Origin of the sequence: Grimontia kaedaensis, assembly GCF_023746615.1 — a bacterium.
In the GTDB taxonomy this organism is placed as follows: domain Bacteria; phylum Pseudomonadota; class Gammaproteobacteria; order Enterobacterales; family Vibrionaceae; genus Enterovibrio; species Enterovibrio kaedaensis.
On sequence record NZ_CP082275.1, the window covers coordinates 1966876 to 1980667 of the forward strand.

Genomic DNA, 13792 nt, shown 5'->3' on the forward strand with positions numbered 1-13792 from the left:
CGCACTATCTATAAAGTATGAGTCGGGCCCCTATTGAGTGAATTTTTGTCAAGTAACTTACAATTTATCGAACTCTATATATCATAAAGTTTTTTTCATTAAGCTCTGTTTTTCTAACAAGTTTGCGGGATAAGAGATCTTGGCGTATAGCAGTAACAAAAACTCCAACAGCCTCATCTAACAACTCATAGTGAATATCTCTTTCTGACTCATTATTAAAAGAGCTCTTTTTTGATAGTTCTAAAAATTGATATGCTTTCTCAATTACGTCATCAGGACAGTAGAGCCAACATTTGTTAACTTCAGATAGAAACTGCGCTCTCAATTTACGAGCTTCAACCGGTTCAAAATTCTGCTGAAATCCCTCCAAACATTTCAGCAACTCCTTATAAGATTCTTCTTTACGGTTATATTGCTCCCAAACTCGCTTTCGCCATTCATTTACAAACCAAGCAATAATGGCCCCAAATAATGGAGCCGCAAACTTCCAAAACTCTATTGACAACACAATATTTCTCATAGAAAACTTCATTTAAAATTGGATGTAATTATTGAAATTTTTATATAAACTATACTTTATAGACTTCACACCTTAAAATTATAAGACTAGGTAAAATGGACAAATCCAAAAACTTCAAGTAAACGGACAAAACTCCACATCCAGGGCGTCCAATAAATCACTGCGAATAAACCATCAACTGCGATACCAGTGATAAGAAGGCCCAAAATAGTACGCCATGTCACAGCAAGTACTTTCTCTGAGTCGCTATTATTTGGATTTTTATATGCTGCTTTAGCCCAATAATAAGTGCACAACATCAATCCAGTAATAGCAATTATAGAGATAAAGAAGAATATTATCCTCCATCCCATAAGGGCAGGTTCAATCGAATCGTCGCCCAAAGAGTCAAGGAATACCATTGCTAATGCTACTATACTCGAAATACTACCAAATGCCGATAGAGTAGAAAGCTTATTACTTTTTACTTCGTCCCAAAAATTACCACTCACTTTTATATTTACCATTTAATATTTACATTTATAATTTTCGTTTGATTCTATCAAAAAATTAATTTACACTCAAATAGCATGCGGATTTATATTATGTTTAAGTATACTATCTAAACTATGAAAATCAACTCATGGTGAACAAACACGCTTCAATATTCACTATTAACTTTCCTATAAAATTCACTTATTTTAATGTAGGAACAGTGTGAGTAGATAAAGATTCAAGTTCTCTTTCTCGGTACTTATGCTCTGCTAACAACTTTTGTTTTTTCACTTTTGCATTCCACAAATTATAAAGATCTATAGTATCCCTAAATACTTCTGAGTTATCTGAATTTCTAATAGCTAGTATCATTGGCTTTGCCTCATTTACAACTTCAACGAAGTAACTACCTTGGCATTTAAAAGCAAATTCTTCATCAGCTAGACCTGACAAAACTACCTGCGCTATATGGTCGACTTCACATAAATAGTCGATAGATGCATTATAAGCTTCAATACTATCTTGAAATTTTTTCGTCCACGGCTCGTTCTGTATACTTTCATATAAAAACTCTTTCACTTCTATATTCGGTATTTCTATCTCTTCTAATTCAAATGCATCATCCATTTTACGTGAAAGCTCTGATAGTCTCAGAGATTTCGGATGAAACATCTCTAGCGTAAGTTGCATTGACTCACGCCTATATTTGGTATTTAAATCTCTTTTAAACAAATAAAGCTGAATTAACGCAATAGCAACACCAATTAAAGTTAATGGCCCTGATATGAAGTATAATATTTCTAAGTATTGCCTATTTTCTATGAGATATTCCAAAACTCAAGTATCCTTACTAACATAAAAAATGACATGGGATTACCCTCATGAGGATTAATAACCCAAAGCTACCGCCCTTCGCTTCTCGGCACGCAACACGCCATCACTGTCTAAAACTTTTGGCTGGAATGTACCACAAAGTGCATAAAATCAGATTTGATTTTGATCGCATGGGAGTTTGATTGGGGAGATTTTGTTCAAAAAAATTAGGTAGTTGAAGGTTGAGAGGGTTGAGAGGGTTGAGAGGGTTGAGCATACGCAACGCATAGTAAAAACTTCATGCGTTGCAAATCACTCTTAAACAGTTTGTTATAAGCCTAGTTCCGATAAAGTGTTACTATGTTTTGCTCTAGAAAACTAACAACATCACCTCGTGTTAAACCATTGGCTTCAACGCGCGGATCGGGACCAATTTCAGTAATTTCACCTTGCAACTCCCCTCCATCTACTTCGGTAATTTTTACTTTCACCTCTAGCTCTAGTTCATCTGCTCGAAGTTTAGCATACTCACCAACTTCAATAACACGATCCGTATTGACCGGAACTACACCAAAATATGTCATTGGACCATTTACATCATCCCACTGCATTTTTATTTCCTTATCGTTTGGGTAACTGTAATCGATATTTAAAATTCCATACCTGAAACCAAATATTTAACGTTAACCTGAGTGATTATCTCAACTTCTGGCAATACTTCTGGTGCAATGATTTGAACATCATCTTCAGAACATTTATGTTGTTTCGTAATTATTTTTTAGCACTTAATTTCCATCTAGCTTGATAATTTCCTTTGACTTAGAACTCCTTGTTAAGGTGTGAGGCACGCAATACGATGCTCCCGCATACCACCTTAAACACAAAGCACAACGCATAGAAAAATTCCAAGCGTTGCGGAATTATTCTTAAACAGATTATTATGAAGTTTTATAGTGGACGCCCACAGCCACCACAAACTTGGTGGCCACTAGAGCCAGAAGGCCCGGTAAAAAGACCTTTCTCTAAAGTATTACCAGATGGACCCGAAAAGAAGCCCTCATTCGTAACATCAAGCTTAGTAGACAAAATATGGCTCAATATTTCATCTTTCTCGGATTCTGAAAGATTCTTAAACCAATTGTCAAACGTTGTTTTATTAGACATTTATGTCTCCTTATCTACTGGTGTGTTACCACACAATTGGCAACTGCCTTTGGAAAAAATATATGGTGACGCGGAGCACACTGAACATACAACATTGCTATCACTAGGTTGAAGTTTCTTTAGCGTATATCGGTACGCTTCCTGCGTTACTGAGTCAGAGATATTAGAAATATTTTCTTGATCTCTTGCGTCTTGCTCCGCAACAAATTTATAGAACCATGTAACATCTAATCCACTGTTAGATATTAGTTCTTGAGCCTCATTCCCAATGGAAATGTTTGTACGTCTACCGATTAAGTATGCTTCTTTTCGTTGCTCAAATTTGAATATTAAGCTGCAGATAGAAAGGCATAGCAACACACCAGATGATATGTAAGATATACCATTCATTAATTGCTCATAATCTGTATCTTTAGCCCAAACCAAGGCAAGAGTTATTACAACGGGCACTAGAATGGTAAGCGCCGTAATAGCGGTGGTAACAAAAGATATTTTATTCAACTCTTGTCTATAAATATATTCCGCAGAAAGAGCATCAGTCCGAATTTGCAATAGTTTACTTTTTCTAGCATAGCCTTCAGCCAACTCATTGTCTTTCTTATTTTTTTTATCTTTCTTCGCCAAGGATCACTCCTTTATCAAAAATTGCATAACAGCTTATTAGCGGACAACCTGCCCATTCAGCCCAAAGCTACCGCCCTTCGCTTCTCGGCACGCAACACGCCATCACTGTCTAAAACTTTTGGCTGGAATGTACCACAAAGTGCATAAAACCAGATTTGATTTTGATCGCATGGAGGACCGATTGCTTATTGAGTGCGCAATCAATAAGCAGTTGTATTTATTGGGTAAATAAAACAGGAGTTAGCTATTTGCTGTTGTTATCTTTGCGGTGTAGGGGTTGGCTGCGCGGGGCAGCCGGAGAGACTTGAGAGCCCAAACACCAGAGCGTTGGCAGGAGAAAGGCGTGAGGGGCTCTCGCTGACGATTAGAGCGGATTTGGCGGGTGAAGGCCAACCAAGGCGCCCGCTTTACGTGTGATGCGTGGACACGATGTAAATGAGCGCTTTGTTATTCGGGAAGTTTGGGGGAGAGCTAACAGCCGAGCCGGCTTTTCATTGCATGGGGCATGGGCGAACGTGCGTTTATAAGTGTTGCCGCCGTAGTCGATTGTTATAAGAAGCTTAGATGCTTACTACTCTCTGACTTTACTGACAAACACTGAACCATCCATGAGTACGGCGACAGCAAAGTATTTTGAGCCACGGACATTAACCTTGTAGAACCAACGATCTCTATATTCACGGCTAGGGATATTATCCAGCGTGATCGAATCGATGCCCCAAGCCTCCTCACCAAAGTAATCACTATAGACTTCTATTGACCATTGAGCAGCCTGTGAAATTGATACAGGAGGAGAATCTTTGAAGATATCAAAAACTGGTGACTGACTTACGATAGTTGCTGGTGCTTCGAGGATATAAGTACGAGTTGTTCCATTTTCAGTTACTGAAGATTCTAGGAGAGGAACTGTTTTGCAAAGAGCACTGAGCGGAATCATAGCAAAGAGAAAAATGAACACTTTAGCCAAAACCTAACTCCTTATAACGCCGCAATAACGGGCGTTTACCAAGCTGCCCAAAACTGCTTTAATCCCTTGTATTCACGACACTTTGAAAGGCTGCCGCAGTGACAAAGCGTCCACGTTTATCGCCTTGTTATCTTAAAATTTCTTATACCGAGCAACAAATCTGTTACTCGCTTTACTTTTTTTCAGATAGAGAAAAGTAAAGAATAAGTACATGACCAAAGGGAATACGACATAGTTTTCTAGAGCTGAGCCTTGCAGCGAGAGCCTAATAGTAATAAGGAGGGATAAACAAGCTGAGTTTATAAGTATGACTTTCCTGGCCCATAAATCCCTCCATACGAATGACAAAAACTCCGCTTCTGAAATTGCAGCGACTACTAGTGAAACCAGCCATAAACCGAAGTATATCGCTTGCCCGTTGTAAAAGAATAAGATAATAAAGCTGGGCGCAATAAGAAAGAAGACTGCTTTCGATTCGATATATTTTTTTCGTTCTTTAAATCTAAATTCTTCGGGGTGTTTTCTAGCTAGAATTTCATCTGGGTTCGCATATGCCGAGCAGCCGCATTTTACACAAGAATCAGTGCCAGACCTGTTAACGTGTTGGCATTGGTTACAAACCCAATTGTATTTGATCACCATATTCACCTATGCGATAAGAAATAACGTCGCAATAACGGGCGCTTATCAAACCGCCCAAAACCGCTTTAATCCATTGTATTCACAACACTTTGAAAAGCTGCCGCAGTGACAAAGCGTCCCGTTGATTGCCTTTGTTATACATTTTTCAGCAGATCAACCAATCTGGTTACTTGTACTTCACCTAATCGCCTGCTTCCCGACATAAAATACCCTTTTGTCCCTACCTGCAATTTTTGTATATGAACCTTTTCACGCATTTCAGGAACAAGTACCCACATGGAAGCAAGCCCTCTTGAAGGTATTGGCACGCCTTCTGGAATAGGCATTCCGTTTTGATCCAAGAACTCGGGATGAATCATGTAAATACCAGACTTCTCGACATTGTCCTCAGCATAAGCGAAGTCACAGCGCATATGTTGGGAAGGTGATTGCAAGCCGCCTTCACTTGGAGGATACAAACGATAGGAGACTTCGAAGTCTTGTTTGTGGCCGCGGATTTCTTCGTAACTCTTCATAGTGTATAACGTTGCCATAAACGGCGAGCGCGTTTTTTGCGAGTCCAGCCCCCGAAGGGGGGCGATGTTTAATGGCCTTGTTATGCGTTACTCGCTAGGCCTCATGTAAGACTCGAAGTTTTCGATGTAATCATCTAGATTTTCTTCGAGCATTTTCCGGTACTCAGTGACAAAGTAGTCCAGAGTTTCCTGTTTGGATGCAGCCATTTCCTCGCCATTATCCCAACCGCACGCACTAATCCATGCATTGAAGCGAGCCGTAGCATACATATTTGATGCACTCACTTTACCAAAAGTGGCCGTTTCACTTATCTGATCATTGGACAAATGAATATGCGCATCAGCACGCTCATAAAATTCGTCATCTATTTCTTGCACGGAATCTCCTTTGATGCATAACGTCAGCATAACGTCGCAATAATGGGCGCTTATCAAACCGCCCAAAACTGCTTTAATCCTTTGTATTCACTACACTTTGAAAAACTGCCGCAGTGACAAAGCGTCCACGTTTATTGCCTTGTTATAGCCTCGCAGCCTCCCAAGCATCTAATGAATAGTCCATCAAAAATGGAAGGCCGACAAACAGAATAAAAAGTGCATTGTGCTTTAACATTTTTCTCCTGTACAAATCCCCTTTGTCATTATGTTGGCCTTTGAAAAATATCAGGAACGGTACAATGAGAAGAAATGGAATGTGTTTTTTATTAAGCTCATGGAGCATTTTGTTGTAGTAATTCCAACCTTTGAAGAAATGAATAACCGCAGTCAGGACACACGCCAGAAAGACGATAGGTTTCAATAATTCAAGCAAAGGAATCTCCTTACTTTTTCAAAGCTATAACGTAGTGCTCTGGGGCATACCGAAGCGCAGCGTTGGTTTGTCCCTAGCAGCACCTTGTTATGCCTTAGTATCCCTCGAACCACGGCACCGCCATTACTGGGGCTACCTGTTCTTTTACAGGCTCAAGTGAAACTAGATAGTGAGGTGTTTTTTGATTAAATACCTCATCTGATTCAGCTTGATCAGTGTGAAACAGCTGAGTCACAGTAACCTTATAGCTTCCCGGCTGCACCTCTATAACCTTTTCTATTTCATGCGCTTCGGGGAGCGTAACATCTTCAAATTGGGCGGCCATCGTTAAGCTTTCGTACGTTGTTAGAAGTATTTTACTATTGGTTTTAAAGCCAGATACAAATGAGCGATACCCAGCATCCTTCGATGGACCAATAGTCAATTTTATAATCCAATTTCCGTAGCTACAGCCCCATGAAATTAGAGATCCATTCTTGTTTTGATTGATGAAGTGTTTCTTTAAACCTTCAATCGCCCAATCTTCAGTTACGAAACCAACATATTTTTCAGGATCGAGTATTGCCAAACAGCCATAATCTGCTGGAACTATAAATACGTACTCAGTCATCGATTCCTCATGAGGCATAACAGTGTATTCAACCCCAAAATGGGGCGATTAAACACCCCACTTTGTCCAATAACAACAGTACGCCTAAATATGAATTTTTGTAACGTACTAATTTAAAACCACTTTATCCGACCTTTAAAATCGGCATTTGGAGAAACACCCCAAAACGGCTTGCTACGGTATTATGAGACATCTTTGATTAAACTGTTTGTATTAACAGTGAAAATTCTACTCAGATGACAGAAGCGGTTGCCTATCTGCACCGTTTTCCTTTGGTGGGTTTGTTGAGAGAGCAAATCTGAAAGGTGTAGGAAGGTTTGGAGAAAGCGGGGGTGACTTCCCCCAATGGCACAAACATCGGTGTTAACGGCGAATCGGCACGACATTGTCACTGCCGCCGCCCAACTCCATCATCACTTCTATGGGTGCTGACGCTGATAGTGACTCCCACATCATGCCGGCTTGTCGGTCACTTAAATATGGTGTGAGCTCTAACAACAATTTACCAAAAGCCAGATAGTCAATCTGTTCACCTTTACGCTTTTCCTTGTCTAACAAATCAAGAGCTTCAATCTCAGTCATGGCGTTTCCTCTCTCGACCCTCAATGGCCTTTTCAATCAGTGCATCAAAATATATTGCGGCATCTGGGTCAAACTCCGCAAACGCTTCACGGTTAAATAGCCAAGCGCAGAAATGCTCTGCGTGATACTCGTAATATTCGCGGTATTCAATATTGTGCCGTCCGTACTTAGATAAGAACCGCTTCGCCAAATGCTCTGCACGCTCACCACCCGCCCAATAGTGAACCTGATGGCCAAGTTCATGTACCCAAGTAGCCACCAATTCAGCCTCGGGCGATGCGCCATCAGCAATGCTCCATAAGCTGGGAGCATCATTGGCACCTCTGCGCTGAGCGGCTGTTGCAACCGCATCTTTAAGCTCTTGTGCCACCTCTGGGGCTTTGGCCTTTGAAAAACGTACCTTGCTGTTTCCCTTCACTACCACATGGTTAAACGACGCCGATGTAAATCCCCCCACTCGGGCAGGATTGCGGATAGTGTAATTATACCGCCCATAGCGCTCCTGTTCGTCATCCAGGTACCCGATGACGCGGTCACGGATAAGGCTGGCGCCCCGGTTTCGTTCCCCCATCTCCGCTTGTTTGATGATAAGGGTTTTCATGCCTTTGGTGTGGGTGAAGGTCCGCAATTTGTCTATCCGTTCAGTGGCACCCGGGATGGCCTCCAAAATCCGGTTAATGTCTTCGCCGTCGATGTTTTTGAGGGTCGACAGGGCACTCGGGACCACTTGCCGGGGTAAAGGCGCCGGTTTATCCGCGGTACCGACGGTCTGTTCAAAGGCCTTGTCTTTCTCCTTATCCCTGCGCTGGCGTTCACTCGCCCTCGCCTTACCCGGGTTATGGTCCCAACCCGGATCTACCCCTTCCGGCACCTCCATCACTTCCCCGGTGCGTTTGTGGGTCCAGGTGGTATGGCGAAGCTCAGGGGAGTCAGAGATACCGCGCTTTTTGGCTTCATCAGCCGTCAGCTGCCGCACGCGACACCGGCAGCCAAACCCATTGGGCGGCATGTGCGTGTCCCAGAACGGGTCATCCACCGGCAAAACCAACCCTTCCCATTGCACGTGGTCCTCACGGTGTTCTTTAGACGGGCCCAACCCATAACGCAGGTAAGGCAGCACGGCTTTGTGGCTGTCAATACGGGCCCATTGTCCGGCCGCGCGCGAGGTTCGAAGGTTGGTGTCGTAGATGAGTTTGAGACGGCGTGGCGTGCCGAGCTCCGCCACAGCGCCATCCGGCATGCGCGCCCTGCCCAGCCAGCCGCGTTTGGCCAGCTTCGGCTCAAGCTCTGCCTTAAAACGTTCAAGGGTTTTTCCCTGGGCCAGCGCGACCGTGACCGCTTCGTGGATATCCATCAGCAGGTCCTGTGTCATGGCTTTCGCGGCGGTGAACGCGCGGGCATGCTCCTCTTTCCACACCTCATCCCAATGCCAGGCAACCGCATACCCTTTACTACTCAGATACGCCAGGGCTTCTTCAGGGACTGGTGGTGTGGCTGGGACAATCATTCGTCCCCTTCCCGGCCCTCCCCAAAGGCCATGAGGCCTGCGTTGGCAAGGCTATGGGTCAGTAAGGTCGGGTCGGCGTTTGACAGCAGTTGGGGCAGCAGCGCCAGCACCTCTTCATAGCTGTTGGCACTTTTCACCGCCTCAAGGATGGGGTCCGTAATGCGCTGCGCGCCCTCCCAGTCATCCAGCATCACTTGGGCTATCTGGTCGATGTCATCCGGCGTAGCACGGTTCAAGGCTTTGCGGTGGTTCTCTGCCTGCTCCGTTTCGTCAGGTTTCGTTGGCTCAGGCTCAGGGGCGGCAGGCACACCCAACAAATCGGCATCACTGGCAGGCTCGGACAGGCCCAACTTGGCACGTACTTCCTGCGCCGAGACTTTGAGCCCCAGCGGCACCAGCTTTTCGAGGTTGGTGGCCAGCGCGTCAATGTCTTCCTTTTCAGGGATGGCGATGACGACCTTGGGGTACACCTTCTGGGGACCAAAGTTGAGGTCAATGAACGGCCGGATAAGGTCACGGTTCAGGGTATTCGACAGCTGACGCGCATCCGCTTCAATGAGGTCTTGCCTTACCGCATCCTGCGCATCCTCGTTCCCCAGCTTGCCGGGGGTGCCTTCGGTGGTGGCGGTCTGTCCGAGCACCGCCTTGGAGACCTGCCGGTCTATCCATTCCACCAAACGGGCAAACACGTCAGACGCCCCGGAGGCCTGCGCAATTTGCTCAAACTCAATCACCATTGAATCAGGCAAGATGGCTGCCGCGTCGGATCCAATGTTGGCCACGGCCGATTTGAGTACCGCTTTGTCCTCCTCGTTTGCCCCGGGCCCGTATTTCCCGAGGCGAAGCGGAATGCCATAGATTTCCAGAAAACCCAGCCAGTCTTTAAGTCCATACATCTTGCAGACATAGGAAAACGCCACCAGACGGGCCAACCCGCCGCGCAGCAGCAGGCCTGATTTCATCCGCGGTTTGTGAATGACAAACTTGTACGGCGGCAGCACGATGCCATCCACCGGGTCCCGTTCATCCTGCAGGCGCAGTTCATCAGGGCGTTTTTGGTTGAACTGGAAGTAACGCGGGTCACGCCACAGGTAAGCACTGGGTGTCCATTGCCGCCCGCTGCGGTCCCACATGATTTCATTGACGCTGAAGCCTTTGCCCAGCGCATCGAGTGCATTGTCGACCAACTCCCCGAACTGGGGCGCCTCGGTCATCGCCCTCACGGCATCCGCGAGTTTTTCCGCGTGGCTGTCCTCGCCGCCGGCCTCGATGTTGACCGGCAACCCCGCGACAGCAAGCTTTCGGGTCCGCATCACGCTCGAGTAATGCGGATCGCGCTCCTCCATCTCTTCGGCAAGCGTTAAATAGGCCTCCAAATCCCCTTCCGATGCCGCCTGTAAAATCGCTGCCAGACGGCTGGGTGTCAGGCCACTGGCTGCGGAGCCACTGCCCCAAGGGTTTCGGATGGCCGTTGGGCCGGCAATCTCCCGGGTCAATGTCTGGGTCTTCACCATACGCCCTCCCGCTTAAAGCTGTTGCCACCGCCGCTCACGCGCTGGTAGTCGTAGTGCTCCACACTGTTCCCCGCCCAGCGAAGAAACTGGCTGGTGCTGTCCACCTGGTCAAAGGTGTCACTCAACGGGCAGCTGAACAGCTCCCGCTCATAGTCAGGCAGCCACTCAGCCTCCTCGGGAAAGAACACGGTACCGGCCTCAAACTTGGGGGATTCTGAGGAGAGGCGGATGATTTTGTCGTTTTCAGGCTCGATCGGGATCACCGGCAAACGCGTCTCTGCACGCAAGTCCTGGATCAATTGCTGCCCACTGGCCTTGTCCTCAATCAGTACCGCATGGGGCGGGTATTTGCGGGCAATGCTTTTCGCCATCGACCGCAACGCCGGGTACTCCACCCGGTCCCGCCACACGTACAGCAGGTAAAACGCCAGTTTGGTCTCCGCCCAGACGGTACAGACCGACGGGTCATTGATTTCCTTGGCCTTGTTGGCCGTGTCCCAACTGTGCACGATACGGATGGGATGCGCCGGCGGTACCCGGTAGCGTTTCACCCAGGCACGTTTGATGATGCCGCCTTCCGACGGGGCAGGACGCTGCTGGTATAAAGCTTCCCAGTTACGGGTCCCCTGTGAGCGTTTTTCCTGACGCCAGAACGTGGGGGAAAACCAGTCGGTCCAGAGAAACTCGCCGCGGTCACGCCCCAGCGGGTCATCGTCGCGCTCACACTCTGCCTGCAGGGAAATGACATACCACTGCTCGCCATCCTGCGCTTCAATCCATTCGGATTGGCCGCTGTAGTTTTTGGGCAGAATACGGCCCACAGGGTCATCTTCGTGCCAGCGGGTCAATATCCAGATGATGAAACCGTTGGGCTTGAGACGGGTACGCAAATCGGATTTGTAGGCTTCCCAGGTCTTGTCCCTGATGACCTCACTGTCGGCCTGCTCCCGCCCTTTGATGGGGTCATCGTTAATCAGGCCATCGGCGCGGTTACCCGTGATGCCCGACAACACCCCGCCGGCCATGTAACCGGCTTGGTTGGTGAGTGACCAGGCTTCTACGGCCTTGTTGTCCGGGGTCAGGGCACTGCCAAAGATCTGTTCGTACTCGGGGCTTTTGCAGATTTGGCGGCACTTTCGGGAGAACTTCCACGCCAGATTGGAGGCGTAGGAGGTTGAGATGATTTGCTTGCCCGGGTTCTTGCCCATGTACCAGGTGGGAAATACCACGCTGCCGTAGGTGGACTTGGCAGAGCCCGGGGGCATAAAAACCATCAGGCGCTTGATGTCCCCCGCTTCCACCCTCTCAAGCGCCTCGTTGATTAACTGGTGGTGACGGGCCGGGACCACGGTGTCCGGGTAGAACTCGTCACAGTCGTCCTCGTCATTGAGCGGGGCCCCGGGAATGATGATGCTGCGGCAATAGGCATCGAGGGAATAACGTGCCCTCAATGCCCGCTTTTTCTCCAACAGGGAAAGCAGTTCCCGCTTGTTGGCCGCGCCACTCATAGCTTCTTGCTGAGCTCCGCAATCCGGGCATCCAGTTCGGTTTCCGTCATGTCATCGTCTTTGCGGTTCGGGTCATCGAGCCCACGGATACGGCGGATGATGTCGATGTTGGTGCGGTTGGTGTCGGTCAGCAACTTGAGGTTTTTGGCATCCAGCATCAGCATGCGGATGGAGCGCTCGTCCATTTTGATGGTGCGCAGGGTTTTGTTGACCAGCTGCAGCGCAAGACGGGCGTTCTGTAGCCCCATGTCCATGTCACGGATGTCTTCGTCAGCCGCTTCCATGATGGCTTCCGCCACCGCTTTGGGTTGACCGACAATGTCCGGCTCTGCCTTCCCGGCAAAGTGCGCTTTGACCCGTTCACGCTTGATGGTGGCGCCATCACGCACCCAGCCATATTTCTTGGCCCGGCGGCGGATAGACGCTTCAGAGACACCGAACCGGTCACCGATTTTGCGGTTCGATTCGATGCCTTTGCGAAATTCGGTTTCAATGGAGAGCCAATCAATCGGTGTCATCGTGGCGCTCCCGTTTCTGCAGTTTGAGGGCCTCGCGCTTGTACCAGAGGTTGGTGGCAAGCGTTGCCAAACCAATCAGCAACCCGCCCAATGCCACCCACTCATTGATGGTGAGCCCGGCAATCACGGTGACCGCTGAGGCGCCATAGTTGATGCCCACATTGAGCTTTTCCATCACGCTCGCTCTCCGGGTAACAGGTTTTTGACCGACGGCATGACCTTTTCCACGCTGCGGCCAACGACATAACCGCCCAAGCCTATCTGCAGGAGCGTCCACGCCTGTGGGGCCAGCCGGAACGCCAATACCCCGAAGCTGTCAGCAATGACCAGCCCCAGAAAAGACAACATGGTGATAGGCCGCCAGGAGCGCTGCAGCCAGCTTTCCCCTTGCGCTTCCGCGGTGATGACCTGCGTTTTGGCCTCCATCAAGCGGGCTTCATAGTCCATCACCTGGGTCGCGAGGGTCATCTGCATCTCAAACATCTTGGCTTTGATGGCCAGACGCTCTTCATCACTGGTGTGAAGCTCATCAATGAGGTTGGTCACCGGCGCAACGAGCCCGGACAAAAGGTTCCACACAGACATCAGTGCACCTCCAGCGGATAGGCGTGCCAGGGCAGTTGGAAATGCGGGCCATCGGGGAAGCGGACCCAATCGCCGCCCCACTCCAGTGGGATGCCCAGCTCATTGGCGGCGGTTTTCATGGCGTCAGCGATACGGTGATAGAGCGGCCAGTCCCAGCGGAGCTCATCCCCCACCCATGCCCCCAAATCCACGGCATGACCCGTGAGGTGACGGCTTCGCAGGGTCTGTGAGGCCCCTTGCTGGACCAATTGACGTTGACGGCGGGTTGAGCGCAGCCCTTCCAGCACGGTGAAATCGATATCACTGAGGGTTATCGCGTGTTTGACTATCTGAACAAGATGAGGGTGCAGCCCTTCGAGGCGGTGACGTGAGCGGCTGCCCAACCGAAAGCTCATGATTATTAGGCCCTATTCATTGAACTATAGGGCCTAGATTGGG

General features: G+C 48.0%; 19 protein-coding genes. All 19 read right to left on the bottom strand.

Annotated features, from left to right (window positions below; genetic code table 11):
- Positions 1–64: 64 nt before the first annotated feature.
- Positions 65–520, bottom strand: a complete 456-nt coding sequence (locus K6Q96_RS09035; RefSeq protein WP_251875131.1) for a hypothetical protein — start codon at positions 518–520, stop codon at positions 65–67.
- Positions 521–606: 86 nt separating this feature from the next.
- Positions 607–1026, bottom strand: a complete 420-nt coding sequence (locus K6Q96_RS09040) for a hypothetical protein (RefSeq protein WP_251875132.1) — start codon at positions 1024–1026, stop codon at positions 607–609.
- A gap of 169 nt (positions 1027–1195) precedes the next feature.
- The gene (locus K6Q96_RS09045; RefSeq protein ID WP_251875133.1) at positions 1196–1828 is read right to left on the bottom strand and encodes a DUF4760 domain-containing protein; all 633 of its coding nucleotides are present in this window, start codon (positions 1826–1828) and stop codon (positions 1196–1198) included.
- Positions 1829–2145: 317 nt separating this feature from the next.
- On the bottom strand, positions 2146–2418 hold the full coding sequence (locus K6Q96_RS09050; protein WP_251875134.1) for a hypothetical protein: 273 nt from the start codon (positions 2416–2418) through the stop codon (positions 2146–2148).
- A 337-nt stretch (positions 2419–2755) separates the two neighbouring features.
- Positions 2756–2971 (bottom strand): hypothetical protein, encoded by a 216-nt coding sequence (locus K6Q96_RS09060; RefSeq protein ID WP_251875135.1) that lies wholly within the window; start codon positions 2969–2971, stop codon positions 2756–2758.
- Positions 2972–3595, bottom strand: a complete 624-nt coding sequence (locus tag K6Q96_RS09065; protein ID WP_251875136.1) for a mobilome CxxCx(11)CxxC protein — start codon at positions 3593–3595, stop codon at positions 2972–2974. It lies immediately after the preceding gene.
- Positions 3596–4166: 571 nt separating this feature from the next.
- The gene (locus tag K6Q96_RS09070) at positions 4167–4562 is read right to left on the bottom strand and encodes a hypothetical protein (RefSeq protein WP_251875137.1); all 396 of its coding nucleotides are present in this window, start codon (positions 4560–4562) and stop codon (positions 4167–4169) included.
- Positions 4563–5338: 776 nt separating this feature from the next.
- Positions 5339–5719: a hypothetical protein gene (locus tag K6Q96_RS09075; protein WP_102316183.1), complete on the bottom strand. Its 381-nt coding sequence runs from the start codon at positions 5717–5719 to the stop codon at positions 5339–5341.
- Between the two features lie 87 nt (positions 5720–5806).
- Positions 5807–6097 carry a DUF3144 domain-containing protein gene (locus K6Q96_RS09080; RefSeq protein ID WP_251875138.1) on the bottom strand — a complete coding sequence of 97 codons (291 nt, stop codon included), beginning with the start codon at positions 6095–6097 and terminating at the stop codon, positions 5807–5809.
- A gap of 142 nt (positions 6098–6239) precedes the next feature.
- Positions 6240–6530: a hypothetical protein gene (locus K6Q96_RS09085; protein WP_251875139.1), complete on the bottom strand. Its 291-nt coding sequence runs from the start codon at positions 6528–6530 to the stop codon at positions 6240–6242.
- Between the two features lie 94 nt (positions 6531–6624).
- Complete coding sequence (locus K6Q96_RS09090; protein WP_251875140.1) at positions 6625–7140, bottom strand: hypothetical protein; 516 nt, start codon at positions 7138–7140, stop codon at positions 6625–6627.
- Positions 7141–7503: 363 nt separating this feature from the next.
- On the bottom strand, positions 7504–7722 hold the full coding sequence (locus tag K6Q96_RS09095) for a hypothetical protein (RefSeq protein WP_251875141.1): 219 nt from the start codon (positions 7720–7722) through the stop codon (positions 7504–7506).
- Positions 7715–9229 carry a phage head morphogenesis protein gene (locus K6Q96_RS09100; RefSeq protein WP_251875142.1) on the bottom strand — a complete coding sequence of 505 codons (1515 nt, stop codon included), beginning with the start codon at positions 9227–9229 and terminating at the stop codon, positions 7715–7717. Before K6Q96_RS09100 ends, K6Q96_RS09095 begins: the two co-directional genes overlap by 8 nt.
- Positions 9226–10743, bottom strand: a complete 1518-nt coding sequence (locus K6Q96_RS09105; protein ID WP_251875143.1) for a DUF935 domain-containing protein — start codon at positions 10741–10743, stop codon at positions 9226–9228. The genes K6Q96_RS09100 and K6Q96_RS09105 overlap by 4 nt, the downstream gene beginning before the upstream one ends.
- Positions 10737–12251 (bottom strand): phage terminase large subunit, encoded by a 1515-nt coding sequence (gene terL, locus K6Q96_RS09110; protein WP_251875144.1) that lies wholly within the window; start codon positions 12249–12251, stop codon positions 10737–10739. Before terL ends, K6Q96_RS09105 begins: the two co-directional genes overlap by 7 nt.
- Positions 12248–12769: a hypothetical protein gene (locus tag K6Q96_RS09115; RefSeq protein WP_251875145.1), complete on the bottom strand. Its 522-nt coding sequence runs from the start codon at positions 12767–12769 to the stop codon at positions 12248–12250. Before K6Q96_RS09115 ends, terL begins: the two co-directional genes overlap by 4 nt.
- Positions 12756–12944: a phage holin gene (locus K6Q96_RS09120; protein ID WP_251875146.1), complete on the bottom strand. Its 189-nt coding sequence runs from the start codon at positions 12942–12944 to the stop codon at positions 12756–12758. Before K6Q96_RS09120 ends, K6Q96_RS09115 begins: the two co-directional genes overlap by 14 nt.
- Positions 12944–13354: a 3TM-type holin gene (locus tag K6Q96_RS09125; protein WP_251875147.1), complete on the bottom strand. Its 411-nt coding sequence runs from the start codon at positions 13352–13354 to the stop codon at positions 12944–12946. Before K6Q96_RS09125 ends, K6Q96_RS09120 begins: the two co-directional genes overlap by 1 nt.
- Positions 13354–13749, bottom strand: coding sequence for a M15 family metallopeptidase (locus tag K6Q96_RS09130; RefSeq protein WP_251875148.1), 396 nt, complete (start codon positions 13747–13749; stop codon positions 13354–13356). Before K6Q96_RS09130 ends, K6Q96_RS09125 begins: the two co-directional genes overlap by 1 nt.
- Between the last annotated feature and the right edge of the window lie 43 nt (positions 13750–13792).